Origin of the sequence: Pandoraea communis, assembly GCF_902459745.1 — a bacterium.
Classification (GTDB): Bacteria; Pseudomonadota; Gammaproteobacteria; order Burkholderiales; family Burkholderiaceae; genus Pandoraea; species Pandoraea communis.
Genome location: NZ_CABPSJ010000004.1, coordinates 339,172 through 365,283, shown reverse-complemented (window position 1 = coordinate 365,283; position 26,112 = coordinate 339,172). Strand labels below are relative to the sequence as shown.

Below are 26,112 nucleotides of genomic sequence, written 5' to 3'. Positions count from 1 at the left end.
GCGACTACGAAGCCGAATGCCCTTGCCTGATTTCCGGCAGCATCAACAAGCCGTACAGCGGCGCGACAGGCCCATCCGACAGCGCCTTGGCCACGGCCTTGAGATCTACCGAACCCGGCGCACCGATGAGGGCGTAACCGATCTGTCCCTTGCGCCACGTCACCACCCCCATCTGGTCGATCTTTTGCTCCGACACCCCCTGATCCGGACGCGGATCGCGCAATACGCACAACGCAATCGGATCGCCCGTCTGCGGCAGATACACCATCTGCACGAGCGCCCGGTCCTGCCAGCGCAGACGTTGCACGCGCTTGAACGTCAGCCCCTGCGAGCGCAGATCGGGAACGTTGATATCGAGTTTGTCGTTTTGGCGAATATCGCTAACGGTGCGCTCGGTGTCGCTCTCGTCCACGCGAACCGATGCGATCGTGTCGCGCGCATACAGTTGCTGATACTCGGCGGCCGCGCGCACCCAAGTCGTGCCTTGCGGCGACTTCGGCGGCGGCATCGAGGCGGACATCAGCCCACCGCCGCCCGCCCCCGACTTGTTCAGCACGCCTGGCACCAACGACAGCGTGACGGCGGTCGCCGCCACACCCGCAGCAAACGCCGCAGCGAGCCACCATGCGCGCACGCGCCGTCCGGCAGGAGCATCGTTGGCGGCGGGCAGGTTATGCGCATCATCGACACGAATGGAGGCAGCGGACTCAAGCGGGACCACAACGTCGGCAGTCCTGCCCTCCACCGCCATCTGCTGCAACGCGTGTGCACGCAGCAGGGCTTCGATATTCGCGCTAAGACTGTCCGGTACCGGCGGAATCACTTGTGCGGCGAACGTCTCGCGATATGGCAGACGCGACGCGCGCAGCGACTCGACCGCGTCGATCAATTCGGGCGACGCGGTAATCGCCGCTTCCACTTCCTCCCGCTGCGCAGCGGAAAGGGCTTCGTCGACGTACGCGAGCAGGCGGATATCGTCTTCGTTCATCACGCGTCCTCCTCACATGCGCCGGAGGCGGGGCCGGCACCATCGGCGCCACGGGGTTGTCTCGCCGGGTGACGGAACTGGTCGCCGATCGTACGGCGTGCGCGTGACAGACGGCTCATGACCGTGCCGATGGGAACGTCGAGCACGAGCGCCGCCTCCTGATAGCTGAGCCCCTCCACAGCCACGAGCAGCACGACGAATCGCTGCGCTTCGGGCAGACGGTCGACGGCACCGAACACCTGGTGAAAACTCGCCAGATCCTCCGGCGTCGACGCCTGAAGATCGGGGATCGCTTCGACATCGGCGTCGTCCCACGCCAGACTGCCGCGCGAACGAACGCGGCGCGCGCGGATCTCGTTGATCCACGTGGTATGCACGATGCTGTACATCCAGCTCAACGCCGAGGTGCCCGGCTGCCATTGAGGCACGCGCTCGAGCGCGTGCACGCAAGCGCGTTGCACGAGATCCTCGGCATCGTGGTGGTCGCCCGTAATGCGCAGAGCGAACGCCCAGAGGCGTGGCAGCAAGCCCGGGAGCAAACTGGGCAAATCCTGACCGGTCATCGGCGAACTTCCTGGCGGAGGGTGCTTGGCGGCAAGCCAGTCCGAAGCATCGCCGGCGGATACCGCCGGCGTCTGCCGCGAAATTATACTGAGCCGCCACGACTTTGCATTCTGGCGCATGGCCGGCCGAAACACCAACACCCTCGGGCTCCCCGTTTATGCTGCCCGCGTCCTCTCTCAGGGCTTGACGACGTGCCACACATCCTTGAAGCCATCGCCCTTCTTATCGCCCGGCGCGGCATCTTTCGAGAACAGGTAGACCGGTTTGCCCTTGTACGCCCATTGCATCTTGCCGTCGTCGCGCGTGATGACGGCGTAGTCGCCTTCGGCCTTTGCCCCCGGCGCGGCCATTACCGGCGGCCAGGCCTCGGCGCAAGGACCGTTGCAAGTGCTCTTGCCGCTGCCGGCCATGTCTTTGTCGAACGTGTAGACGGTACGGTTCTGACCATCGACCAGCATGCCGCCCATGGCCTTGAGCGGGGTCTCGGCGTGCGCGGCAGCAGCAGCGAAAAGACCTGCGGCGGCCACGACGGCGGTGAGCATGGCGGACATCGATTGACGTTGGTTCATGACTTTGGCTCCTGAGTGAAATGTCGGTGACGACACTCTCAGAACGCCTGGACCCCGCGCCTTATTCCATCGAATTCGATCGATATTTTTTCGTTGCGGCGCAACAATCGGGCCACGCAGCCGGCGCAACGCATACTGACGCGCGTCGCCTCAATGGCTCGTTGGCAGCGATGGGGATACCGCAGGCGCCGCGCGAATCTTCGGGGTTCCGAAGGCGCGCGGCACCCGCACGGCTTACGCGTCCTTCGGCGCTTCCTTGACGCGGCTCACCAACTGCGTCGGACTCACGAACTGAAGCGCGATGAGCACCCACAGCAGGGTGATGGCCATGTAGATCATGGCCATCGCGTCGATGGATTGTGGCGCCCGTACACCGGTCGAGAACACCGCGTAGTAGAGGGCAACGACCAGCGTCTGCGTATCGGGCCCCGCCGTGAAGAACGTCAGTTCGAACATGCCGATGGTACGCACCAGCGTCAGCAGTCCCGCAGCGAGAATGCCGGGCACCAGCAACGGCAGCAACACGTGACGGAAGTACTTCTGCGTATTCGCGCCGAAGATGCGTGCGGCGGCTTCGAGATTCGGGTCGATCTGCTCGATGAACGGGGTCATCACCAGAATCACGAACGGCAGCGAAGGCACGAGGTTTGCGAGAATCACGCCCGTGAGCGTGCCCCCCAGCCCGACCTTGTAGAGCACCGTCGCCATCGGAATGCCGTACGTCACGGGCGGCACCATCATCGGCAGCAGAAAGACCAGCATCGCGAGCCGCTTGCCGGGGAACTGCACCCGCGCCAACGCATACGCCGCAGGCACACCCAGCGCAATCGACAGCAGCACGACAGCCCCCACGACTTCGACGGTCACCCACAGCACCTGCGCGAGCTGGAAGTCCTGCCATGCCTGCGCGTACCAATGCAGCGTGAAGCCTTCAGGCAAGGGGGTGCCGAACCAGCGCGTAGCGAACGAGTTCATCGTGACGGTGGCGATCATCAGCCCGACGTTCACGAGGAAGAAGATCATTGCGCCCCACACCAGCGCGCGCCAAAGGCGCGAGCCCGGTCCTTCGCGACGCATCTTGCGACGTGCCGGGTTCGCCACTGCGGCCGGACTCACGGGCGAAGGCGTCGTCATGAAATCTCCGTTCTGCGCGGCCAGCGTTCCGGCCAGATGCTTATCCGTACCGCTCATCCCTTACCTCCCGTGGTGGGACCACTGTAGAACGCCCGGCGTGCGCCGAGCATGCCCGCCACGATCAGCAACTGAACGAAGCCCATCACAATGGCAACGCATGACGCCAGCGAGTAGTCATAACTCTCGAACGCCGCTTCATATGCCGCAATCGATACCACTCGCGTGGCACCGGCCGGCACACCCAGCAGCACGGCCGACGGAAACACCGAGAATGCCTGCACGAACGACAGGCATGCCGCCATCGTCAGTCCCGGCACCAGCAGCGGCAGATAGATCAACCGGAATTGCTGCCATGGCCCGGCGCCGAGCGTGCCGGCCGCGCGTGCGAGCGTTGGGTCGATGCCCGTCACGTACGACAGAATCAGCAGGAACGCGAACGGAAAGCCCGAGATCACCAGCGAGATCAACACCCCCCAGTAGTTGTGCGTCAGACGCACTTCGTCGCTGTACAAATGCAGTGCGTGCAGCGCCTGCGGGAACCAGCCGTTCGGACCGTAGTACGTCAGCATGCCGTCGGCGATGAGCACCGTGCCGAGCGTCACCGGCACGACGAGCAGCATCGTCACGAATTTCGAAGCGCGCGTGCTCTTGCGCAACGCGAAGGCGGCCGGCACCGATGCGCCCACGTTGATCAACGTCGCGGGCACCGCGAGCTTGAGCGTGATGAGCACCGTCGGCCACAGCGTCGGCTCCGTGAAGAACTTGAGATAGTTCGCGAAGACACCGCCGCCCTCCATCGGCTGGAACGACAGGAACAAGCCGTAGGCGAACGGGTACACGAACATCCCGATCAGGCACACGAGCGCCGGAGCGACCAGCCAGCCCCGGCTGTCGAAGCGCGCCGCCGGGGTCAGCGACGAGGCAGTCGTGGCCGCACTCATACGCGCTCTCCCGCGTAGACGAGCGTGCGGTCGGCGGGCACGTGAAGCGGCACACGCTCGCCGACGGCATAGTCGCCGGGCAAGCGTGCATAAAGCGGCCCGAACGGCGACGCCACGCGCAACAGCGAATCGCGGCCACCATACTCGACGGTTTCCACAACCGCTTCGAACGCGTTGTCGTTGGCGGCCTGTGCGCGCTCGAAATCGTCGGGACGAATCGCCACGCTGACCTGGCCCTCGCTGCCCGGCGACTCCATGAGCACGCCGTCGAACGAAGCGCCGCCGCACGATACACGCGCATGATCGCCCTGCGCCGACGTGATCGACACATCGAGCACATTGCGATAGCCCATGAAGCGCGCCACGTGCAAATTGCGCGGACGACAGTACACATCGCGCGGCGCGCCGATCTGCTGCACCACGCCCTCTTTCATCACCACGATGCGGTCGGCCATGGACAGCGCTTCGTCCTGATCGTGCGTGACGTAGATGGTTGCGCGATCGAGCTTGCCGTGAATGCGGCGGATCTCGGCGCGCATCTCGATGCGCAGCTTCGCGTCGAGGTTCGAGAGCGGTTCGTCCATCAGCACGACGGGCGGTTCGATCACGATGGCGCGAGCAATCGCCACGCGCTGCTGCTGCCCGCCCGAGAGCTGGCCCGGCAGCTTGCGCTCATGCCCCACGAGTTGCACCAGTTGCAACGCTTCCCGGGCGCGTTTTTCGATCTCGGCGCGCGACACGCCGCGCATACGCAGGCCGAAGCCCACGTTATCGAGCACGCTCATGTGCGGAAACAACGCATAGTTCTGGAAGACCATGCCGAAGCCGCGCTTCTCGCTCGGCAGCACGTCAATGCGCTCGTCGTCGAGCCAGATCGCGCCGCCGGTAAGCGGCGTGAGTCCGGCAATACAGTTGAGCGCCGTCGATTTGCCGCACCCCGAGGGGCCCAGCAGGGCGATGAATTCACCTCGCTCGATGGTCAGGTCCAGGCCGTTCAGGGCGGCCACGGACTGCCCCTCCGCGTTGGTGAAACTGCGCGCGACGTTATCGAGGCGCAGGTGTTGAAAGTTGTGCTTCATACGCGACTCCGATCACTCCGGTCACTTCGATTTCAGCGAGCCGATCTCGGCATCCCATTTCTGGAACGCCGCCACCATCGCCGTCGCGTCGAGCGGCACGGCATGCGGGAAGTCGGCGATGAGTTTCGCGTATTCCGGACGGCCGTACTTCGCGATCACTTCCTGGCTCTTCGCCGGGGCGGCAGACAGCGGCACGTCCTTCACCGCAGGGCCCGGATAGAAATAGCCGTCGTCATACGTGAGCGCTTGCTGTGCCGGCTCAAGCATGAAGTTGATCAGCTTGACGATGACGTCCATCTTCTCTTTCGGCACGCCCTTGGGAACGACGATGTAGTGCGCATCGTTGACCCACGTGAACTTGTCGAACGATTGCACCTTGAACGTTGCCGGCACGATGCCCAGGGCACGCGGATTGATGTCCCAGCCCGTGACGGTGAGCGTCATGTCGCGACTGCCCTCACCCAGTTCCTTCATCACGGCCGACGTGCCGCCCGGGTAGTACGGAATACACGCGTCGAGTTCCTTCAGGAACGCCCACGTCTTGTCCCACCCCTTGACCGGGTCGTGCGGGTCTTTGTCGCCCAGCAGATACGGCAAGCCCATGAGGAACGTGCGGCCCGGCCCCGAGTTGGCCGGACGCGCATAAATCAACTTGCCCGGATTCGCCTTGCACCACGCGAGCAGTTCGGCGGGCGTCTTCGGCGGGTTGCTCACCTTGGCCGGGTTGTATTCGACGAGGGGGCCTGCCGGCATGAACGTCACGGCCAGACCGTAACCCTTGGAGAGTTCCTGCATGGCGCGCACATTGGGCGCGTACTTGTCGAGCACGCCCGGAAACTTCGCGCTGTAGTCGGGCAGCAGACGTTGCCAGAGATTTTGCTGGATACCGGCGGCAAGGGCGTCGGTCCCGGTGAGCACGATGTCGATATCCGAGCGCCCGGCCGATTGCATGGCCTTGATCTTGCCCGGCAGTTGCGGGGCAGGCGCGTTGGTAAACGTGATCTTCGAGACCAGATCCGGGTATTTGTCGCGGAACGCCTCGAAGCCCTTCTGCGTAAGGGCGAGGTTACCTGCGACGTCGACGATGTTCAGCGCGACCGGCGCAGCGGTTGCGGTACTCGCCATGCTTCCCAGTGCGGCGGCACATGCCAGTGCGCCAAACGCGTGTTGCCAGAATCCCCTGCGGCTAAAGACCATGTTGTCTCCTCTTTAGAGTTGAATTTCTCGTAAGTCATCATATGACTCGAATGGCGAATTTGCAATCATGAGACATGCCGAACCGCCTCAGAGATTTCCCTAGGAAAGCGAAATATTCGCGCCAAACCCCGTGATATAAGGCGATTTAATGAGAACGCCCAGTCGCTTATCAGGGATTACACCGATAGAGAGGCGCCCTGCGCGTCACCTAAATTACGCCCAGTCATACGATGACGTAAAAGTTACTTTAACAAACGCATATTGCGTATTCGTCCGTGGCCTGTGTCTGCGGAGAAAGGGAATCAGCCACCGTGAAAATCCATCGCATCACGATCACCCCGATTGCTTTTCGCGACCCGCCGCTGCTCAACGCCGCCGGCATTCATGAGCCATACGCACTGCGCTCGATCATCGAAATCGAGACCGATAACGGGCACATCGGGTTGGGAGAAACGTATGGCGATGCGCCGGTTCTGGCATTGCTCGAAAACACCCGCCCGCACCTGATCGGGATGGACCCGTTCGACACCAACGGTCTGCGCGAGCGCGTGGCGGCGGTGGTGCGTCAGGGCGTTCGCGGCGAGCGCGTGGAATACGAACTCGCGCCGGGCACCGACCCGCGCAAGGACGTGGAGAAAATCTATTCCGCGTTCGAAGTCCCGTTCCTCGACCTGCAGGCGCGTCATCTGGGCATTCCGCTCGTCGAATTGCTCGGCGGCGCGGTGCGCCAGGAGGTGCAGTACAGCGCGTACCTCTTCTTCAAGTACGCGCAGCACATCGACGCACCGGCGAGCGGCTATGCGCCCGACGGCTGGGGCGAAACACTCAGTGCCGAACAACTCGTTGCGCAGGCTCGGACGATGATCGACACCTACGGCTTCGGCAGCATCAAGCTCAAAGCCGGTGTGCTCGATCCCATGGAGGAAGTGAAGTGCCTCAAGGCACTCAAACGCGCATTTCCGGACAAGCCGTTGCGCATCGACCCAAATGGCAACTGGTCGCTACCCACGGCGATTGCGATGGGACGTGAACTCGCAGGCGATCTCGAATACTACGAAGACCCCACTCCCACGCTCGAAGGCATGGCGGAACTGCATCGCGCCACAGGCATGCCGCTCGCCACCAACATGGTGGTCACCGATCTGCGGCAATTCCGCGAGAACGTGCGTCTGAACGGCGCACAGATCATCCTCTCCGATCACCACTACTGGGGCGGATTGCGCGACACGCAAATGCTCGCACGCATGTGCGAGACGTTCGATCTCGGCTTGTCGATGCACTCGAACTCGCACCTCGGCATCAGCCTGATGGCGATGACGCATCTGGCCGCGAGCGTGCCGCGTCTGTCCTATGCATGCGACACGCACTACCCGTGGCAAGCCGCCGACGAGGAGGTTGTGCGCGGCGGAAAGATCGCCATCCGCGATGGCGCGGTCGCCGTGACGAAAGCGCCGGGACTTGGCCTCGAAATCGATCAGGACCAGTTGGCCAAGCTGCACGAACAGTACCTGCGTTGCGGACTGCGCACCCGCAACGACGCGGTTCAGATGCGCAAATACCGGCCCGACTGGAGCGGTAAGGCACCTCGTTTTTAGCACCAGTGAGCACGCAACAACGTTTCAAGCGAAGTCCAACAAAACACATCACAAGAGGAGAAGTCGTGAGACATTCGAAACTGTTTGCCGGGCTAGTGTTGGCCGGTCTCGCCGCCGGTGCCGTACCGGCGTTCGCGCAGTCGAACGTGACGCTGTACGGGATCGTCGACGATGCACTGACTTACAGCAGCAACCAGAACGGCAAGTCGAACACCTACCTGCGTAACGGCAACCTCGCGGGCAGCCGTTGGGGCCTGCGCGGCACCGAGGATCTCGGCGGCGGCACCAAAGCGCTGTTCCAGTTGGAGAACGGTTTCGACGTCAATAGCGGCGCATTCAGTTCGTCGGGCGTGATGTTCAACCGTCAGGCATTCGTCGGCCTGAAGAACGACCAGCTCGGCACGGTCACCATCGGGCGTCAGTACTCGCCTTACTACCTGATGGTCGGCACCATCGGCCCCACCTCGTACGTGACGGGCGCAACCGGCGCCCACCCGGGCGATATCGACGGTCTCGACACGACCATCCGCATCAACAACTCGGTGACGTATACCTCGCCGCTGCTGTGGGGCGTGACGGCCAGCCTGCAATACGGCGTCGGCGGTCAGGCCGGAGCCTTCAGCAAGGGCAACACCTATTCCGGGGCGCTGCGTTACGACGGCGGCCCGCTCTCGCTGGCAGCCGGTTATCTGCGCATCAACAACGTCGGCGGCACCGGCGCGAGCTGGAACGGGGCATCGACGGGCACACCGGGCGCGTCGGCCGTCAATCAGGGTTACCTTTCGGCCGATGTGCTGCAACACATCGCCGTGGCCGGTATTTACACGATCGGCAGCGTGACGCTGGGCGCGAGCTACAGCAACGTGCAGTACAAGCCAGGCGCAGCGTCGCTGTTCCACGACACCGCGGTCTTCAACACGGCGGGCGTGCATGCATCGTGGATCGTCGCTCCGCAATGGCGTCTGGCGGCGGCGTATAGCTACACGGCAGCGTCGAAGGCCAACGGCATCACCGATTCCGCCACCTACCACCAGGTCTCGCTCGCGCAGGTGTATTCGCTCTCGAAGCGCACGTCGCTGTACGCGCTCGAAGCGTGGCAGCACGCCAACGGCAAGTCGCTCGGGGCGAATGCCACGAGCATCATCAACGCGGGTCCGGTGGTCGGCGATTCGCAGAACAGCACGCCGTCGACGACGAGTTCGCAGTTCGTCGGCATGTTGGGGATTCGCGTCGATTTCTGACGCCTGCCCGCCTGTAGCAAAGCTGTCCGGACCGGTGCGTGACCGATGCCGCTCCGGATCGTCATGAGTGGTCGCGAGAAGTCGCACGAGGTTGTGCGTTGGGCCGCCGATGCCCGGTAGTTATTGGGGTGTGGCATTGGCGGTCGATTCTTATCGGTTGTCGTATGTATGCGACGGTCGATAAGGTAAACTGAAGGCGTCTTTTGTCACCCACCATTCCCACGACGCCATGTCCATGACCAGCCCCTTGCCCGCACGTCCTCGCCGCAAGTCTCGCAGCCTCACGGAAGAGGTCGTGAGCGCCTTGTCCGAGCAGATTCGCAGCGGCACGTTCCGCCCGGGCGACAAGCTGCCGACCGAGTCGGCCATCATGGAAAGCCTCGGGGTGAGCCGCACCGTGGTCCGCGAGGCGATCTCTCGGCTGCAAGCCGCACAACTGGTGGAAACGCGTCACGGCATCGGCACGTTCGTGCTTGAGGCCCCGCGCGAGAATTCTCTACAGGTCGACACCAACAGCATTCTGACAATGCTCGACGTGATGGCGATTCTCGAATTACGTATTTCGCTGGAGACGGAAGCGGCGGGTCTGGCGGCGAATCGCCGCACCGATATGCAACTCAAGCTGATGCGTCAGGCGCTGGACGACTTCGAGATGCACGTTCGTCAACGCACCGGCAATGCCGTGACGGCCGACGTCGCCTTCCATCTGCAAGTGGCGAGCGCGACCGGCAACCGCTATTTCCACGACATTCTCGAGCAACTCGGCAACACGATCATTCCGCGTACGCGTGTGAATTCCGCCGCACTGGCCGACGACGATCAGGTGTCGTATCTCAATCGCGTGAATCGCGAACACGAAGACATCTACAACGCCATTGCACGACGCGATCCGGAAGCGGCCCGCGCTGCGATGCGCACTCACCTCACCAACAGCCGCGAGCGCCTGCGCCGCGCGCAGGAATCGGCCAGCCCGCAGGGGTAAGACGCCAAACACGGCTGCGTGTACATCAGTCGTTCGCATGAGTGTCGCGGCCCCACGCCGCGAAGTAGTATGAGCCCCAGTCTGTGCGCCAATCGGCGGCCGGGATGCCGCCGTCGGACACAAGGTACGCAACATGACACAGGGACACTCACATCACCATGAAACGTTTCGCCGCACGTGCACAACTCTGCGCAGGGTGGCTTTGCGCCCTCCTTCTGGCAATGCCTTTCTCCGGCATCCCGAAGGCCGTTGCCGCGACTGGCGAGGCCCCTGCCGAGGCCCCCCCGCCTGCGGCGGCCAACGATCCCGTGCCGGAAATCGTGTCCATCGTGGTGCCGGGCGCGGGCACCTTCGGCGGCGATATCGCCATGCACACCGAGCTTTACAAACCGTCAGGCACTGGGCCATTCCCGGTGCTCATCTTCGAGCACGGACGCGCCTCCGATGCCTTGGTGCGGGCGAAGCTGAATCAACCGATTCCCAAGGGGCACGTGCGTTACTGGCTCGCCAAGGGTTTCGCCATCGTCGCGCCGGTTCGTGTTGGCTACGGCCAGACGGGAGGGCCGGATCGCGAGAACTCCGGCGCCTCGTTCGACACGCACGGCAGGTGCACACGCCGCCCCGACTTCGAGAAACTCGGCAAGGTTACGGCGCAAGCCAATCTCGCTGCGGTGAGTTGGGTTCGTGCACAGCCGTGGGCCGACAAGGCGCGCATCGTGCTCGAAGGCCGCTCGGTCGGTGGCTTCACCACCGTGGCGACGGCCGCAACCAACCCGCCCGGCGTGATCGGCTACATCAACTTCTCGGGCGGCGCGGGCGGCATGCCCGAGCGCGCACCGGGACACAGTTGCGATCCGGAGCAGATGCAGACCGTCTACGGGGAATTTGGCAAGACGACGAATATCCCCGGCCTCTGGCTCTACGCACGCAACGATCAGTACTGGGGTTCCGATGCCCCACGGCAATGGTTCGATGCGTTTGCCGCAGCGGGCAGTCCCGCGCAGTTCATTCACACGGAAGACTTACCCGGCCACGACGGCCATCTGCTGCTCTCCTATGGCGGAAAGATGTGGTCGAGGCCCGTCGACGCGTTCGTCAAACAACTCGGTTTCTGAGCCAACGGCGTTCAATCGCGCGTGACGGGCTCGCCGACATCGATGCGTTGCCGTCCGGATCGGCGAAGACGAAGCATCGCAGTCCGAAGTCTGCATTGCGAATGCCTTTGACAATGAGGACATCGTGCGCTTTCAGATAGGCGCATAGCGCGGTGGCATCGGCCATCGTCCGTCCCCGCCCTCATTGAAGGAGGGGATTGGCCGTCGCGATGGCAAGTCGTGAAGTCCTTTCAGACGGTTGCCAGAACCAGACGCGCAGGTGTTGCACCGATATGCAGCCCGTCGACGCGGTTCTCAAGATAACGCTGGTTCAACTCGTCCGGGGCCCACGTGTCGCTGCGGCTAAAGCCAAGTGTGATCAACGTCTCGAGCCGGGTTGATTCGCGGCTGACCTCGAAGCACGTTGGGCAGTTAAAGATGGAGAGATTGGTCTGGCTGATCGAAGCGGCAGGAAATGCTGCCGGCATTGGCCCCGAGCCTGGAAAGACACCCGCGGCATAGCGGGCCGGTGTCGGTTCACAGCGGACGATCCGATTTCTACAGCCCCGCCATTCGTTCGTCGTGACGTGCAATAGGCTACCGCGCTGGCCAGCGCAAGCCGAAACGGAAAATGGCAATTCCTACGCCAATCTGAGCGCCCACAACACATCGAGTACGTGTTGCGTGGAGCGCTCGACGTACCCGGCACGATGGGCAACGCCGAGGCGGCGCCACAACGCAGGACGCAGCGCACGCATGGCAATGCGCGGGTCGGGCAAAGGCGTCGTCGCCTCATGTGGCAACAGCGCAGCCCCGTAACCTGCCGCGACCAGACTCTTGATCGCATCGTTGTAGTTGAGCTGAATGCGCGGCACAGGATGGTGACCGCCAGCAGCAAACCACTCCGCTGTCAGACGCGAGAGAGACGTGGTGGCGTCATTAAGAATAAGAGGTTGAGCCGCGAGCCACTGAGGTGTGATGCGCGCCGGACACTGCCAATGTGCCGGCACGAAGGCCATGACGGGATCGCGGCGCCAAGGCTTGACCACGAGCCCGGCCGCCGGGGACTGAGGCAGAGCAACCAGCCCGACATCCAGCGTGCCGTCGGCCAGCCGGGCTAGCGTTTCATGTGAAGTGAGCACGGCAATCTGAATGTCGATCGCGGGATGGCGTTGGCGCAACACCTCGAGCGCTTGCGGCAACAGATGCGCGATCGCGCCGGTCGATGCGCCGAGCCGCACGCGTCCGGCGAGTCCTTGCACCTGGCGATGAACATCGTCCAACGCCTGCTCCGCGTCGGCCAGCAGTCGACGCGCGCGCCCTATCAACATCTCGCCTATCGCCGACGGTCGAACATGCCCACGCTTGCGCGACAGGAGCGGCGCCCCAATGCGATCTTCCAGTTCGGCAATGTGGAGGCTGACCGTGGGTGGCGCCAGATGCAGCGCACGCGCAGCGTCGACGAATGAGCCACGGTCGGCAATCGCGACCAAGGTACGCAAGCGGTCCAGGCTGATCTCTCGCATGTCGGCGTCCAGATTCAGAAAATCTGAATGTTAGCGTTATGAAATGCAACTTTCACTATTCTAGCGGTACGCGGAAGATAGGGGCTCTTTCTACGTGTTATGACCCCAGTCACCGGAGTATTTCGCGCATGAACTCTCCCGTTGTTTTCATTGACGGCGACCAAGGCACCACCGGGTTGCTAATCCATGAACGGCTTCGCGGTCGAAGCGACCTGAAGCTGTTTACGCTTCCCGCAGCGGACCGCAAGGATCCGAAGCGTCGCGCGGAAGCCATTAACGCCTGCGACATCGCCATCCTCTGCCTGCCCGACGACGCCGCGCGCCAGGCAATCGCTACCATCGCCAATCCCGCCGTCAGGGTCATAGACGCAAGTTCGGCCCACCGCACGCAACCGGGCTGGACATACGGTTTCCCCGAGATGGCGCCGGAGCAGCCGGAACGCATCGCGAACGCACGTCGGGTCACCAATCCCGGTTGCTACCCGACCGGTGCGATCGGCCTGCTGGGTCCGCTGCGAAAGGCCGGGCTCATACCGGACAACTACCCGGTCAGCATTCACGCGGTGTCCGGCTACTCCGGACGCGGGCGTGCCGGCGTGGAAGAACACGAGGGGCCGGGTGCAGTCAACGCATCGTCATACACGGTGTATGGCCTGCAACTCGCACATAAGCACGCCCCGGAGATTCAGCAGCACGCCGGGCTCGCGCAGCGTCCAATCTTCGTCCCCGCGTATGGGGCGTTCCGCCAGGGCATCGTGCTGACAGTGCCCCTGGACTTGCGACTGCTGGCGCCAAACGTGGACGGCGGCATGCTGCACGCATGCCTGGCACGCCACTATGCCGAGTCGGCCCACGTACATGTCTTGCCGCTGCACGAATCGAGCGCCTTGAAGCACCTGGATCCGCAAGCATTGAACGGTACGAACGACATGCGTTTAAGCGTATTTTCCAACGTGGAGCACGGGCAGGTTCTGCTATGCGCAGTGTTCGACAATCTTGGCAAAGGCGCATCCGGGGCTGCGGTTCAGAACCTGAACCTGATGCTCACGCAGTAATACGGGCCGATGGCTTGCGCTGACGTTCGGCTGCCACGGATGCCAATGATCGTTGTCGATCTGGTCGTGGCCGTCGAATGTCGCATTCCGGCGGCGCTTTCTCTCGGCCTCTGAACGAATTTAGCTGGACGCGCCCAACAGCGCATCAACAGTCGTCACGGTGCAGTATTCAGCGTCAAGGTTGGCTAGCGACATCGCGTGAACATCCTCGGCGCTTCGTGCCGTTCCGTTCCAGTCGGTCCGGCCGAACGTGAAGCCACCGTCAGCAACGAGCCACGTCTGAAAACCCAAGTTACCGGCCATGCGAACCGTTGCCTCGATTGAATTATTCGTGATGACACCGGCCACGACCAGCGTGTCGTGGCTCCCAACGCGAAGCCGATCTTCCAGATCAGTTCCGATGAATGCACTGTTCGTCCGTTTCGGGATGACCGGCTCACCGGCCATGGGGGCGGCCTCCGACTTGAATTCATGCCCCGGCTGCCCCGGCCGGTAGTGAGAATCCGGGTGCGTAGAATCGTGCCGAACGTGCCATACCGGCCAGCCTTGGCTGCGCCAGTGGACAAGCAGTCGACTGACTTGCCGCTCGGCGTCGGGGTTATTTCGCTCTCCCCAACTCGGATGATCAATCGCCTTTTGCAAATCGATCAGCAGGAGTACGGTACCGGCAGGCGGAAGTGAGGAGCCCATGTTTGCGGATAAACGGATTGTTCGAATCGATCCGGCGGGGACTGTGTCAGACCGGCGGATATGGCCGATACAGACTTTACAACATGGCGATCGCATGACGCCACGCAGCGGACATCACGATCGTCATGAAGCATCAACCCGATCGTTTCTGACGTGAGGGACGGAAGCAGAAAAAGAAAAAGCCCTGACAAGTCAGGGCTTTTGAATTTTGGAGGCGGGAGTCGGAATCGAACCGGCGTACACGGCTTTGCAGGCCGCTGCATGACCACTCTGCCATCCCGCCATCAGGTATGCCGCATTGTAACCGCTCGCTGTTACCATCGAGGGCGCCCGTCGGATCGATCGCCGTGGGCTTTCGGCAAATAAAAAGGGAAGCCAGGCTTCCCTCTGGATTTGGAGCGGGAGACGAGTCTCGAACTCGCGACCTCAACCTTGGCAAGGTTGCGCTCTACCAACTGAGCTACTCCCGCATGACACCGAACACCAAGGATCAACTCACTCAATGTCCAGTGTGAAAACTGGAGCGGGAGACGAGTCTCGAACTCGCGACCTCAACCTTGGCAAGGTTGCGCTCTACCAACTGAGCTACTCCCGCATTGTCATGCGTACTACCAATCCAACCACTTCTCAAAATTTCGCTGCCGGGCATGTGCCGTAGCAGCGAGAAGGAGATTATGTCGAAACCGTGATTCAGTGTCAAGCACCTGCGCCGAAAATTTGTGAAGATTTTTCTTCTCCACCGCGCAAATCCCGCGTCTTCAGAGACTTACGCTCACATCTTGCCCGCACCGCGCTCCCGAATCTGCGGCCACGCGCGGCGCAGATAATACAACATCGACCACAACGTGAGAACCGCCGCCACGTAAATCAGCCACGTCCCCCAGAATCGCGAGTCGAAACGCCAACCGTTCCACACCACGGTGCCGTTGAACAACAACAGCGGGATCGCCACCATCTGCGCCGCCGTCTTGATCTTGCCCAACTGATGCACCGCCACGCTGCGCGACGCGCCAATCTGCGCCATCCACTCACGCAACGCCGAAATCGTGATCTCGCGGCCAATGATGATCAACGCCACCAACGCATTGATCCGCCCCATCTGCAACAACATCAGCAGCGCCGCCGCGACCATCAGCTTGTCTGCGACCGGGTCCAGAAACGCCCCGAACGCCGACGTCTGATTCCAGCGACGCGCCAGAAAACCGTCGAACCAGTCGGTCAGCGCCGCCAGTACGAAGACCCCGCACGCCACCCAATTCATCTCCACCGACGAGAACCACGTCGCAGGCAAGTAGTAAACGCCGACCACCAGCGGGATCAGCACGATCCGAAGCCAGGTCAGGAATATGGGAACATTAAAAGGCATGGCAGCATGAGTTCGGCAAACGGCAGTCGACACACGGCGCCCTCGGCAGCCGTACCAGACCCGCATTGTGCCGTGTCTGCCCCGCAGCCACAAGGCCAAGGCACCGCACAGCGGTTGACATGTGCGCCAGTGTGCCCCTATCTTGCTCGCAACACCCCGCCAATAGCACCGATCTCGTGAAACTGCCCTGGCCCCTGCCCGCCCTGCGACGACCGCTGCTGCCCCCTCACGTCATCATCGCGACACTGGTCGGCATCAACGGTTTGCTGCTCATCGCGCCGGTGCTGTTGCGCGTGCCCGGCACAGTGCTCATCGATCTCTTCGTCCGCGGCGACCTCTCCGCGCTGGAACGCATCGAAGCAACCCATCTGCCCCGGCTGCTCTTCGGGCTGAACGCCATCGAGCGCATCGACTTCTCGCACCTGCCCCGCGCGCTGGCCGGGCTTTCGCTGGTCGCGCTCGCCTGCGGTCTCGTCATCCGGGCCCGCACCGCCTGGGCCTTTACGCTGGTCATGCTCACGCTGGCCGCCGCCATCAATTTCCACCTGGACATCCGCCTCGATCTGACGTTCACCCTCTCGATCGTCTGCATCGCATTACTGCTCTGGTACTGGCGGGAATTCGACCGCGCGAGCTTCGCCGCCGCCACGCTCTACACCCTCGTGGCCGTGTTCGCGCTGCTTGTCTACGCCACGTTCGGCACGATGTATCTCGGTCGCGAATTCGCGCCGCCCGTCACCGATCTGGCGACAGCGTTCTACTTCTCCATCGTCACGATGACGACCGTCGGTTACGGCGACATCGTGCCGCACTCCACCGACGCACGGCTCTTCACCGCATCGGTCATCATTTTCGGAATCAGTGTGTTTGCGACGTCGTTGACCGTCGTCATCGGCCCGCTCGTCGGCGGCAACCTTAGGAAAATTCTCGCGGGGAGGTTCACTCACGTGATACGCAAGAACCACTTCATCGTGGCCGGCGCGTCGCCGCTCGCCATCAACGTGCACCACGAACTCACCAAACGCGGCTGGCCGGTCACGGTCATTATCGCCAGCGGCGCCGACAATCCCTACCCAGAGGATGCCGATGTCATGCATGGCGACGCCAGCGACAACGCCGTGCTCACCCATGCCGGCATCGAACATGCCAGGGCCTTACTCGCGCTGCGGGCCGACGATTCGGAAAATGCCTTCATCGTGCTCGCTTCGAAGGAAATCGCGCCCACCGTGCGTACCATCGCGTCAGTCAACGACAGCAAGCACTTGAGCAAGCTCAAGCGCGTTCAGCCGGACATGATCTTCGCGCCGCCCGTCGTCGGCGGGGAGCTTCTCGCGCGCACGCTGTCCGGCGAGACGGTCGACAACGATACCGTGATGCGCCTGTTGTTCCACGGTGATACGTGAAGCGTGAAGCGCCGTGGGGGTCAGTGCAGTTGACGATAGATCTGCTCGGCGAGCGTTGTCGAAATGCCTTCGACGCTGGCCAGTTCGTCGACACTGGCCGACGCCACCCCTTGCAGCCCGCCAAACCGCATGAGCAACCGCTGGCGGCGCTTCGCGCCAATGCCCTCGATTTCCTCGAGCCGTGAGGTCTGACGCGCTTTCGCACGCTTGGCCCGCATGCCCGTAATCGCAAAGCGGTGCGCCTCGTCGCGAATCTGGGCGATCAGCATCAGCACCGCACTCTCGCGCCCCAGTTCGAGCGGCGCGCGTCCGTCGGCAAAAATCAGCGTCTCGAGGCCCACTTTGCGGCCCTCGCCTTTCGCCACACCCACCAATCGACCGATATCGATCCCCAGTTCGACGAACACCTGACGCGCCACTTCGACCTGCCCCTTGCCGCCGTCGATCAGCACCAACTGCGGCAGATTGGCCTCCACGTCGGAAGCCTCCGGCGCAGCCACCGCCGGCACGCCGGCCTCGATGGACTCGCCGCTCGGCGTCATTGCCTCGCTGTCCGGCAACACCACGGTATCTGCCTCGGCTCGCGCCACGTCGGCCGCCACGGATGACGGATCTGCCGCGCCGCTCACCGTTGCTGCGGCGGCCTCCATCAGCCGGCCGTACCGGCGCGTGAGCACCTGACGCATCGCCGCGTAGTCATCGCCCGGCGTAATGCCCGCGATGTTGTAACGGCGGTACTCGCTCGTCTGCATCTTGTGATGGTGGAACACCACGCACGACGCCTGCGTGGCTTCTCCCTGCGTATGGCTGATGTCGAAACACTCCACACGCAGCAGCGCCGGATCGTCGATGTCGAGCCCGATGGTCTGCACCAGTTCATGCGTGCGCGCCTGCTGGCTGCCCTGCTCGGTCAACAGGCGCGCAAGCGCGAGCTGCGCCCCCTGTTGCGCCATATCGAGCCACGCACGTCGTTGCCCCTGCGGTTGACGCACCATCGTAATGCGCCGCCCCGCCTGCTCGGACAACACCGTCAGCAACTCGTCGCTCGGCAACGCGTGGCTCACGATCAGCACCGGCGGCACCGATTGCCCCAGATAGTGCTGCGCGACAAAGGCCTCGAGCAATCGCGATTCGAGCGACGCCGACGGGCTGTCCGACGGCACGTCGCCCGAGATCTCGTCAGCGGCGAGCACGGAATCGTCCGAGTCTGCATCCGGCGATGCCGGCGTCACCACGTCGTCTTCCTCAAACTCATCCGCGATGCCACCTTCGACGCCGCGCTCCACATGCGCCGGGAAATACGCCTTATCGCCAAGGTGACGTCCACCGCGAACCATCGCGAGGTTCACGCACGCACGGCCGCCCGCGTAGGCGACGGCGAGGATGTCGGCATCCACATCCCCAACGGTTTCGACGGACTGTTGCTGAAGCACGCCGGACAGTGCCTGCATCTGGTTGCGCACCACGGCCGCCTGCTCGAATTGAAGCGCGTCGGCGTACGTCATCATTTTCTCTTCGAGCGCGCCGAGGACTTCTTTTTGACGTCCGGAAAGGAACGCCGCCGCGTTATGCACGTCGCGCGCATAGTCTTCGTCCCGAATGGCACCAACGCACGGCGCGCTGCATCGCTCGATCTGATGCAACAGACACGGCCGCGTGCGATTCGCAAAAACGGAGTCCTCGCAGGTCCGCAGTTGGAACACCTTTTGCAGGATCTGGATGCTCTCGCGCACCGCCCACGCGCTGGGGAACGGTCCGAAATATTGCCCGCGACGATCCACCGAACCCCGGTAATACGCCATGCGCGGATATTTGTGCTGGGTGAGCTTGAGGAACGGATACGACTTGTCGTCGCGAAACAGAATGTTGTAACGCGGATGCAGCGCCTTGATCAGATTATTCTCAAGCAGCAGCGCCTCGGTTTCCGAACGGGTGACTGTCGTTTCCAGTTTCGCGATGCGCGCGACCATCAACGCGATGCGCGGAGAAAGTTGCGTCTTGTTGAAGTAGCTCGACACCCGCTTCTTGAGATTGCGCGCCTTGCCGACGTACAGCACGTTGCCCGACGTGTCGTAATAGCGGTAGACGCCGGGCAGATTCGGCAACTGGGCAAGCACTTTGCGGACATCGAACGACGGCGCGCTCGCGTGCTCCGGCGCGGTCGGCGCCGAAGGTGGCGCGACGTCCGCAACGGTGACGGATTTCGCTTTGCGGGACTTGCGCGTTGGCGTGACGTCGTGGGCGTCTTCGGTCATGAACTCTGGCAATCTGAACGTCCCCCGGCGCGAATGGATGCAGGCATGGCACCGTTTGCAGCTTCCGCGACCACATCGTTACGCGTCGCAGGGACTAGAATCCGAAGTTTAGACCAATCCGCGTCGCCGCTTCTCAATGTCCCTGCCTACCGCCTCCTCTCCAGCATCAAGCGCCTTACCTCTGGTGCCGCGCTGCGATCTGTTCTGCACCGTCGTCGACAACTTTGGCGATATCGGCGTGTGCTGGCGGCTCGCCCGGCAGCTCGTGCGCGAACACGGCTGGTCGATCAGGCTTTGGGTCGACGATCTGACGAGCTTCCGCCACCTGCGTCCCGACATCGATCCGTCGCTGGCCCGGCAACGCTGCGACGGCGTCGACGTGCGCCGCTGGAATGCCGACTTTGGGCCCATCACCGACGACAACGCGCCGGGCGATATCGTCATCGAAGCCTTTGCCTGCAATATTCCCGACGTCTGCGTTCAAGCGATGCACGCGCGCAAGAAGGCAGGCAACGCGCCGGTGTGGATCAATCTTGAGTATCTGAGCGCGGAAGACTGGGTAGACGGCTGTCATCTGCAAAAGTCGCTCCACCCGCAGTTGGGGCTGCTGAAAGCGTTCTTCTTCCCCGGCTTCACCGAACGCACCGGCGGGCTCATCCGGGAACGGGAATTGTTCTCCCGGCGCGACGCGTTTCTCGCCTCTCCCGAACTGCGCGACGCCTGGTGGCAGCGCACACTCGGCCTGCCCGCCGCACCGAAGGATGCGTTGGTCATATCGCTCTTCGCGTATGAAAACCCCGCGCTTGCGGCGTTGCTCACGCAGTGGGCCGACAGCGCAACGCCTATCGTCTGCCTCGTGCCGCAAGGGCGTATCGCACCCGCCGTAGGCGCCTGGTTCGGTCGTGAGGTGCTGGCGCCCGGGGAGTCAGCGGCCCGAGGCGCGCTGACGGTGTACGGACTGCCGTTCGTCCCGCAAACCGAGTTCGATGCACTGCTCTGGGCCTGCGACCTCAATTTCGTGCGCGGAGAAGATTCCTTCGTACGCGCACAGTGGGCGGCGAAGCCGTTCGTCTGGCATATCTATCCGCAGGACGAGAATGCCCATCATGGGAAGCTTGACGCCTTTCTCAGTCGATATCTGACGGATCGGCAAGACGATACGCCCGACGCGGCCTCACTGTCGCATGGCGCGCGCGAGGCGTTGCGCACTTTCTGGCATCTCTGGAATGGCTACGCGAGCACCGCGCCCGATTGGCCGGCGCTCGCTGCCGCGCTGCCGGAACTGAATCGCCACGCCCGCGCGTGGGCAAATGCACAGGCAGCCCGTCCGGATCTAGCGCGACAGTTGGCAAGCTTCGCGGAAATTCAGGTAAAATAGCTGGTTTTTCAACGCTTTGCTGCTGAACCTGCTGCCCCGGATCGTTCCGGGCGGACGCGGGAATCAAGCGGCGAATGGGCGTATGGAAGCGCTCAAACAAGCGGCAAATCGCTTATTTCGTCACAGGATCTCGTTTTTTTATGAAAACCGCTCAAGAACTCCGCGTCGGCAACGTCGTCATGATCGATGGTGAGCCCAATGTCGTGCTGAAGACCGAATACGTCAAGTCGGGTCGTAACTCCAGCGTCGTGAAGATGAAGTACAAGAAGCTGCTGACCGAAGGTCGCGGCGAATTCTCGTACAAGGCAGACGACAAGTTCGACGTCGTCGTGCTCGACAAGAAGGAAGTGACCTATTCGTACTTCGCCGATCCGATGTACGTGTTCATGGACGCCGACTACAACCAGTACGAAGTCGAAGCCGAAAACATGGGCGACGCGATCAAGTACCTGGAAGACGGCATGAAATGCGAAGTCGTTTTCTACAATGACAAGGCCATCTCGGTCGATCTGCCGACCTCGCTCGTGCGCGTTGTGGAATACACCGAACCGGCCGTCAAGGGCGACACGTCGTCGGGCCGCGTTCTGAAGAACGCCAAGATCAACGATCTGCTGGAAATCCAGGTGCCGCTGTTCGTGAACACCGGCGACAAGATCGAAATCGATACGCGTACCGACGAGTACCGCAGCCGCGTCTAAGCGACGGCGGATTGCCGTGACGCCTTCGGGCGAAGCGGCCGTCAGGTAACAAAAAAGCGCTCGCCCCCCAAGGGGTCGAGCGCTTTTTATTTGCACCGAAGGTCCGGCGTTTGACGGACTTACGCGACGTATCCGCCGAACGTCTGCGCGATCAGACGCTTCGCCGCCTGGTACTCCGGCTGGTCAAGCATCTTTTCCCAGCCATGCACTTTGCCACGGCCCTTCAGATGCTTGATGCGGCGCTGCGAGACGGTATCGGGCGCCGACTTCATTTCACGCAGCAGGCGATCCGCCTTTTCCGGGCTGTTGCAGATAAGCACCATGTCGCACCCCGCTTCCAGCGCGGCATGCGCGGCCGTGACGACATCCCCCGCGGCGCTCGCGCCCTGCATCGACAGGTCGTCGCTGAAAATCACGCCATCGAAACCATACTTGCCGCGCAGGATTTCCTTGAGCCACTTGGCCGAGAAGCCTGCCGGGTTGGGATCGACCTGCGGATAAATCACGTGCGCCGGCATGACCGCCGCGAGCGACATGCCCAGCCAGTCGTACGGCTGTGCGTCGATCGAGAGAATTTCGTCGAGCGAGCGCTCGTCGACCGGAATTTCATGGTGCGAATCGGCCGCCACAAAGCCATGACCCGGGAAGTGCTTGCCGCAGTTCGCCATCCCGGCGAGAAGCAGGCCGTGATTCAGGCTCTTGGCCAGCATGGCCACCACGCGCGGATCGGCATCGAACGCGCGATCACCGATCACCGTCGACGTTCCGTAATCCAGGTCCAGCACGGGCGTGAAACTCAGATCGATATCGCACGCACGCAATTCTGACGCGAGCACATAGCCCACGGCCGTCGTCACGCGCGTCGCCTTGAACACGTCTTCATGCCAGAGTTTGCCCAGCTTGCCCATCGCGGACAGATGCGTGAAACCGTCGGTACGGAAACGCTGCACGCGCCCGCCCTCATGATCGACAGCGATCAGGATGTCGTCGCGCACGTCGCGAATCTGCTTCGTGAGCGCGCACAGTTGCGTGCGGTCATCAAAGTTGCGGGCAAACAGGATGACACCCCCGGTCAACGGATGGTCGATGCGGCGGATGTCGTCTTCGCTGAGGGTCAGCCCGACGACGTCCAACATCACCGGGCCCGGCCTGCGCTTCGTCATTGCGTTTTCTCCGATGCGATATTGCGAATGTTGCCTAAATTACGTGACGCGATCGCAAATGCCACCGCGTATTCCTTCTCGTCCGTGATCGAAATCTCGATCGACAGTTGCCGCTCAGCCAACCACTGCACCAACTCGCCCGAGGCCACCACGAACGGCTTGCCGGACGGCGCATTGAGCGTTTGCACAGCACGCCACGTCATCGGCCAGCGCATACCCAGCCCGATGGCCTTGGATACGGCCTCCTTGGCGGCGAAGCGCGTGCACAGATACGCGAGTCCGCGAACTTCGGATCGCTTCTGACGAGCGTAGTAGACCTTGAGTTCCTCCGGCCCCAGTACGCGCTCGGCGAACCGCCCGTTGGTACGCGTCATCACGCCCACGACGCGACTGATCTGGAGGATGTCGGTGCCCACGCCGAACATCGCTGTCGCGCCCGGCTCGGAGGCAGCAGCGTTACCGCTCTGCGGTGGCGTATCTGGGGACAAGGACGACGATGACGTCGAATCGCTCATGGGCGGTGCCTGATAATGGGTCTGATCGCGCAACGTTGCGATTCAGCCGCGCGCCGCAATGCGGCTGGCCACGATGATCGCCTTCATCTCGCGCACGGCGTTCTCCCAGCCGGCAAAAATGGCGTGGGCCACGATTGCGTGTCCGATATTCAGTTCGGCAATGCCTTCGATGGCGGCAATCGGCTGCACGTTCTCGTAATGCAGACCGTGACCGGCATTGACCCGCAACCCCAGCGACAGACCCAGTGCAACAGCACGTTCGATGCGAGCAAACTCGGCCTCGCGCGTTTGCTCGTCGTGCGCCTCGGCATAACGCCCGGTGTGCAGTTCGACGACCGGCGCCCCCATGCGAGCGGCAGCGCGAATCGGCGCTTCGTCCGGATCGATGAAAAGCGACACGCGGCTGCCCGCTTCGCTGAGCTGTTGCGTAGCGGCAGCGACACGGTCGTACAGACCTACGACGTCCAGCCCGCCCTCGGTCGTCAGTTCCTGACGGCGCTCCGGCACCAGGCAAACGTCGTGCGCCTTCACGCGGCACGCAATCGCCAGCATCTCTTCCGTCACGGCGCATTCGAGGTTCATGCGCGTGAGCAGCTTGTCGCGCAGATTCGTCACGTCGTCGTCGCGAATATGGCGGCGGTCTTCACGCAAATGCAACGTAATGACATCCGCGCCCGCCGCTTCGGCCAGCAACGCCGCCTTGATCGGGTCGGGATAAGCCGTGCCGCGCGCATTGCGCACCGTCGCGACGTGATCGATGTTCACCCCAAGGGCGATGGGGTTGCCGTGGAAGAAAAGGCTCATAGTTTTTGCAGGTCGAGCAGGATCTGCCGGGTATTGAGCGGAACGCCGCCCAAATGGTGGTTGAGAAGAAAGCGCATGAGCAGCTTGCTTTGCTGCACGGTCTGCGCCCGGGAGTAGTCGTCTTGTTCCATGTCGAGCAGCGTTTGCCCGATGACGATCGGCCAATCGGACGGCTCGTCGCCGCGCGCCGGGCGCACGCCCCAGTCGGGATGAAACACGTAACGGCGCTCGGGCACCACCTTGCCGCGCGTCTGGGTGCAACGGTCAAACGCGACAGCGTATCCGGTCTCGCGCAGCAACACGCGCTCGAATGCCCGCAGAATGATGCCCGCCGGCTCGCCGTGCGCGAGATGGTGCAGCGTCGTCAGATAGTGTTGAAACAGCTTGTCGTGCGGATCGTCGCGCGCACAGAACTTCACCAGCAATTCGTTCAGGTAGAAGCCGGACAGCAGCGCATCGCCTTCGAGCGGACGTAAGCCCCCCACCCACTCGGCCTTGGTCAGCGTGCGCAACTCGCCCTTGCCGAGCCAGGCGAGCGAGAGTGGCTGAAATGTCTGGAGCACGCCGCGCAGCGCAGAGTGCGGGCGTTTGGCGCCCTTTGCCACCAGAGCGATACGACCGTGATCGCGCGTGAGCACGTCGATGATCAGGCTGGTTTCGCGATAGGGATAACTGTGCAGCACGAAGCCGGGTTGCTCGGCGATGCGACTCTGTTCGCGCTCGGCGGCCCGGGCGGGCGACGGCGCACGCCGCGCGCGCTTAGTCTCGCGCCTGACGGTCTCGGTACTGGCCTCGGCTTGCTGGAACGCTTCCGACGCCTCGTCGTCCACACCCCGCGTGCGCGCACCACGCGTTTGGCGCGCAGGACGCGCCCCGGTTGCCCCGGCGCGTGGCACACGCGGTGCATCGGCGACCGACGCGTTGCTTGCCGCCGGTGTTACGTCGTCCGGCGTCGCAATTTCGTCACGTGCAGTGTCGAGTTCACTCGTAGCCATACGCCCGCAGGCCGGCCTCGTTGTCGGCCCAACCGCCCTTGACCTTGATCCAGACTTCCAGATACACGGGCCCGTCGAAGAGCTTCTCCATATCGACGCGCGCGTCGGTGGAAATCTGCTTGAGCTTGGCGCCCTTGTTGCCGATGATCATCGCCTTGTGATTATCGCGATCGACCAGAATCGTCGCGAAGATCCGGCGCAAATTGCCTTCCTGCTCGAACTTGTCGATGACGACCGTGCTGGTGTACGGCAACTCGTCGCCGGTCCAACGGAATACCTTCTCGCGCAGGATTTCAGACGCCATGAATCGCTCGCTGCGATCGGTCAGATCGTCCTCGCCGTAGATCGGATCGCCCTCTAGCAGGTACGGGCGCAATATGCCCGGCAAGCGCTTGATGTCTTCCGGACGCTTCGCCGAAAGCGGCACGATCTCGCGGAAATTCCACTTCTCGCCCATCGTCTTCAGGAACGGCAACACCTTCGCTTTATCGGTAATACGATCGAGCTTGTTGACGATGAGCAGCACCGGCGTGTTCTCGGGCAGCAGATTGAGCACCTTCTCGTCGTCCGGACCGAAGTTGCCTGCCTCGATGACGAAAAGCACGACGTCGACGCTGGAGAGTGTCGACGTCACGGCGCGATTGAGCGAGCGGTTCAGTGCCGTCGCGTGACGGGTCTGAAAGCCGGGCGTGTCGACAAAGATGTATTGCGCGTCGTCCGTGGTGCAAATGCCGGTAATACGATGGCGCGTGGTCTGCGCCTTGCGCGACGTAATGCTGATCTTCTGACCGACGAGGGCGTTGAGCAGCGTCGATTTGCCGACGTTCGGACGCCCGACGATCGCCACGGTCCCGCAGCGAAAATCCGTCTTATCGTTCAT

General features: G+C 62.7%; 26 protein-coding genes and 3 tRNA genes. 8 read left to right on the top strand and 21 right to left on the bottom strand.

Going from position 1 to position 26,112, the window contains the following annotated elements; genetic code table 11:
- Positions 1-4: 4 nt before the first annotated feature.
- The 7 genes from PCO31110_RS16350 to PCO31110_RS16320 all read right to left on the bottom strand — a co-directional run bounded on the left by PCO31110_RS16350 (position 5) and on the right by PCO31110_RS16320 (position 6,400).
- Complete coding sequence (locus PCO31110_RS16350) at positions 5-988, bottom strand: anti-sigma factor family protein (protein ID WP_150690885.1); 984 nt, start codon at positions 986-988, stop codon at positions 5-7.
- Positions 988-1,551 (bottom strand): RNA polymerase sigma factor, encoded by a 564-nt coding sequence (locus PCO31110_RS16345; RefSeq protein WP_010808216.1) that lies wholly within the window; start codon positions 1,549-1,551, stop codon positions 988-990. Before PCO31110_RS16345 ends, PCO31110_RS16350 begins: the two co-directional genes overlap by 1 nt.
- Before the next feature lie 177 nt (positions 1,552-1,728).
- Positions 1,729-2,121, bottom strand: coding sequence for a COG4315 family predicted lipoprotein (locus PCO31110_RS16340; RefSeq protein ID WP_010808215.1), 393 nt, complete (start codon positions 2,119-2,121; stop codon positions 1,729-1,731).
- A gap of 234 nt (positions 2,122-2,355) precedes the next feature.
- The gene (locus tag PCO31110_RS16335) at positions 2,356-3,312 is read right to left on the bottom strand and encodes an ABC transporter permease (RefSeq protein ID WP_370855834.1); all 957 of its coding nucleotides are present in this window, start codon (positions 3,310-3,312) and stop codon (positions 2,356-2,358) included.
- Entirely contained in the window at positions 3,309-4,196 is an 888-nt protein-coding gene (locus tag PCO31110_RS16330; RefSeq protein WP_150690884.1) for an ABC transporter permease, read from the bottom strand. Before PCO31110_RS16330 ends, PCO31110_RS16335 begins: the two co-directional genes overlap by 4 nt.
- Positions 4,193-5,275, bottom strand: coding sequence for an ABC transporter ATP-binding protein (locus tag PCO31110_RS16325; RefSeq protein ID WP_010808212.1), 1,083 nt, complete (start codon positions 5,273-5,275; stop codon positions 4,193-4,195). Before PCO31110_RS16325 ends, PCO31110_RS16330 begins: the two co-directional genes overlap by 4 nt.
- Before the next feature lie 21 nt (positions 5,276-5,296).
- Entirely contained in the window at positions 5,297-6,400 is a 1,104-nt protein-coding gene (locus PCO31110_RS16320; protein WP_246189883.1) for an ABC transporter substrate-binding protein, read from the bottom strand.
- 383 nt (positions 6,401-6,783) lie between these two features.
- On the opposite strand from PCO31110_RS16320, the gene PCO31110_RS16315 reads away from it, so the two are divergent.
- From PCO31110_RS16315 to PCO31110_RS16300, 4 genes are all read left to right on the top strand, one after another.
- Positions 6,784-8,067, top strand: coding sequence for a glucarate dehydratase family protein (locus PCO31110_RS16315; RefSeq protein WP_010808210.1), 1,284 nt, complete (start codon positions 6,784-6,786; stop codon positions 8,065-8,067).
- Between the two features lie 65 nt (positions 8,068-8,132).
- On the top strand, positions 8,133-9,308 hold the full coding sequence (locus PCO31110_RS16310; protein WP_010808209.1) for a porin: 1,176 nt from the start codon (positions 8,133-8,135) through the stop codon (positions 9,306-9,308).
- Positions 9,309-9,543: 235 nt separating this feature from the next.
- On the top strand, positions 9,544-10,290 hold the full coding sequence (locus PCO31110_RS16305; protein ID WP_150690883.1) for a FadR/GntR family transcriptional regulator: 747 nt from the start codon (positions 9,544-9,546) through the stop codon (positions 10,288-10,290).
- A 158-nt stretch (positions 10,291-10,448) separates the two neighbouring features.
- Positions 10,449-11,405: an alpha/beta hydrolase family protein gene (locus PCO31110_RS16300; RefSeq protein ID WP_246189863.1), complete on the top strand. Its 957-nt coding sequence runs from the start codon at positions 10,449-10,451 to the stop codon at positions 11,403-11,405.
- Here the strand turns inward: PCO31110_RS16300 and PCO31110_RS26280 are convergent.
- The 3 genes from PCO31110_RS26280 to PCO31110_RS16290 form a co-directional block, all read right to left on the bottom strand.
- The gene (locus PCO31110_RS26280; RefSeq protein WP_370855833.1) at positions 11,386-11,571 is read right to left on the bottom strand and encodes a VOC family protein; all 186 of its coding nucleotides are present in this window, start codon (positions 11,569-11,571) and stop codon (positions 11,386-11,388) included. The two genes, PCO31110_RS16300 and PCO31110_RS26280, sit on opposite strands and share 20 nt — an antisense overlap.
- A gap of 64 nt (positions 11,572-11,635) precedes the next feature.
- Positions 11,636-11,872 (bottom strand): hypothetical protein, encoded by a 237-nt coding sequence (locus PCO31110_RS16295; RefSeq protein WP_150690882.1) that lies wholly within the window; start codon positions 11,870-11,872, stop codon positions 11,636-11,638.
- Positions 11,873-12,025: 153 nt separating this feature from the next.
- Complete coding sequence (locus tag PCO31110_RS16290; RefSeq protein WP_010808204.1) at positions 12,026-12,910, bottom strand: LysR family transcriptional regulator; 885 nt, start codon at positions 12,908-12,910, stop codon at positions 12,026-12,028.
- Positions 12,911-13,038: 128 nt separating this feature from the next.
- Here PCO31110_RS16290 and argC point away from each other — a divergent pair, with 128 nt between their 5' ends.
- A complete protein-coding gene (argC, locus tag PCO31110_RS16285) occupies positions 13,039-13,965 on the top strand; it encodes an N-acetyl-gamma-glutamyl-phosphate reductase (protein WP_010808203.1) in 927 nt (308 codons plus the stop codon).
- Between the two features lie 120 nt (positions 13,966-14,085).
- Here argC and PCO31110_RS16280 read toward each other — a convergent pair whose 3' ends face one another.
- The 5 genes from PCO31110_RS16280 to pgsA all read right to left on the bottom strand — a co-directional run bounded on the left by PCO31110_RS16280 (position 14,086) and on the right by pgsA (position 16,021).
- A complete protein-coding gene (locus PCO31110_RS16280; protein ID WP_036664294.1) occupies positions 14,086-14,655 on the bottom strand; it encodes a cysteine hydrolase family protein in 570 nt (189 codons plus the stop codon).
- 209 nt (positions 14,656-14,864) lie between these two features.
- Positions 14,865-14,938: transfer RNA gene (locus PCO31110_RS16275), tRNA-Cys, on the bottom strand.
- 111 nt (positions 14,939-15,049) lie between these two features.
- Positions 15,050-15,125, bottom strand: a tRNA-Gly gene (locus PCO31110_RS16270).
- A 49-nt stretch (positions 15,126-15,174) separates the two neighbouring features.
- Positions 15,175-15,250, bottom strand: a tRNA-Gly gene (locus PCO31110_RS16265).
- Between the two features lie 177 nt (positions 15,251-15,427).
- Positions 15,428-16,021: a CDP-diacylglycerol--glycerol-3-phosphate 3-phosphatidyltransferase gene (gene pgsA, locus PCO31110_RS16260; RefSeq protein WP_010805213.1), complete on the bottom strand. Its 594-nt coding sequence runs from the start codon at positions 16,019-16,021 to the stop codon at positions 15,428-15,430.
- Positions 16,022-16,197: 176 nt separating this feature from the next.
- On the opposite strand from pgsA, the gene kch reads away from it, so the two are divergent.
- Positions 16,198-17,424 carry a voltage-gated potassium channel protein gene (gene kch, locus PCO31110_RS16255; RefSeq protein WP_246189862.1) on the top strand — a complete coding sequence of 409 codons (1,227 nt, stop codon included), beginning with the start codon at positions 16,198-16,200 and terminating at the stop codon, positions 17,422-17,424.
- 20 nt (positions 17,425-17,444) lie between these two features.
- On the opposite strand, the gene uvrC is transcribed toward kch, so the two are convergent.
- Positions 17,445-19,679, bottom strand: coding sequence for an excinuclease ABC subunit UvrC (gene uvrC, locus PCO31110_RS16250; RefSeq protein ID WP_150690881.1), 2,235 nt, complete (start codon positions 19,677-19,679; stop codon positions 17,445-17,447).
- Between the two features lie 136 nt (positions 19,680-19,815).
- Between uvrC and earP the strand changes: the two genes are divergently transcribed.
- A complete protein-coding gene (gene earP / locus PCO31110_RS16245; RefSeq protein ID WP_150690880.1) occupies positions 19,816-21,057 on the top strand; it encodes an elongation factor P maturation arginine rhamnosyltransferase EarP in 1,242 nt (413 codons plus the stop codon).
- A 140-nt stretch (positions 21,058-21,197) separates the two neighbouring features.
- The gene (gene efp, locus PCO31110_RS16240) at positions 21,198-21,755 is read left to right on the top strand and encodes an elongation factor P (protein ID WP_010805217.1); all 558 of its coding nucleotides are present in this window, start codon (positions 21,198-21,200) and stop codon (positions 21,753-21,755) included.
- Positions 21,756-21,874: 119 nt separating this feature from the next.
- On the opposite strand, the gene nagZ is transcribed toward efp, so the two are convergent.
- The 5 genes from nagZ to era are packed head-to-tail and all read right to left on the bottom strand — an operon-like array spanning position 21,875 to position 26,112.
- A complete protein-coding gene (nagZ, locus tag PCO31110_RS16235) occupies positions 21,875-22,918 on the bottom strand; it encodes a beta-N-acetylhexosaminidase (protein ID WP_150690879.1) in 1,044 nt (347 codons plus the stop codon).
- A complete protein-coding gene (acpS, locus tag PCO31110_RS16230; protein WP_150690878.1) occupies positions 22,915-23,433 on the bottom strand; it encodes a holo-ACP synthase in 519 nt (172 codons plus the stop codon). The genes nagZ and acpS overlap by 4 nt, the downstream gene beginning before the upstream one ends.
- Positions 23,434-23,475: 42 nt before the next feature.
- On the bottom strand, positions 23,476-24,237 hold the full coding sequence (gene pdxJ / locus PCO31110_RS16225) for a pyridoxine 5'-phosphate synthase (RefSeq protein ID WP_010805220.1): 762 nt from the start codon (positions 24,235-24,237) through the stop codon (positions 23,476-23,478).
- Positions 24,234-25,232: a DNA repair protein RecO gene (gene recO, locus PCO31110_RS16220; protein ID WP_150690877.1), complete on the bottom strand. Its 999-nt coding sequence runs from the start codon at positions 25,230-25,232 to the stop codon at positions 24,234-24,236. Before recO ends, pdxJ begins: the two co-directional genes overlap by 4 nt.
- Positions 25,219-26,112, bottom strand: coding sequence for a GTPase Era (era, locus tag PCO31110_RS16215; protein WP_010805222.1), 894 nt, complete (start codon positions 26,110-26,112; stop codon positions 25,219-25,221). The genes recO and era overlap by 14 nt, the downstream gene beginning before the upstream one ends.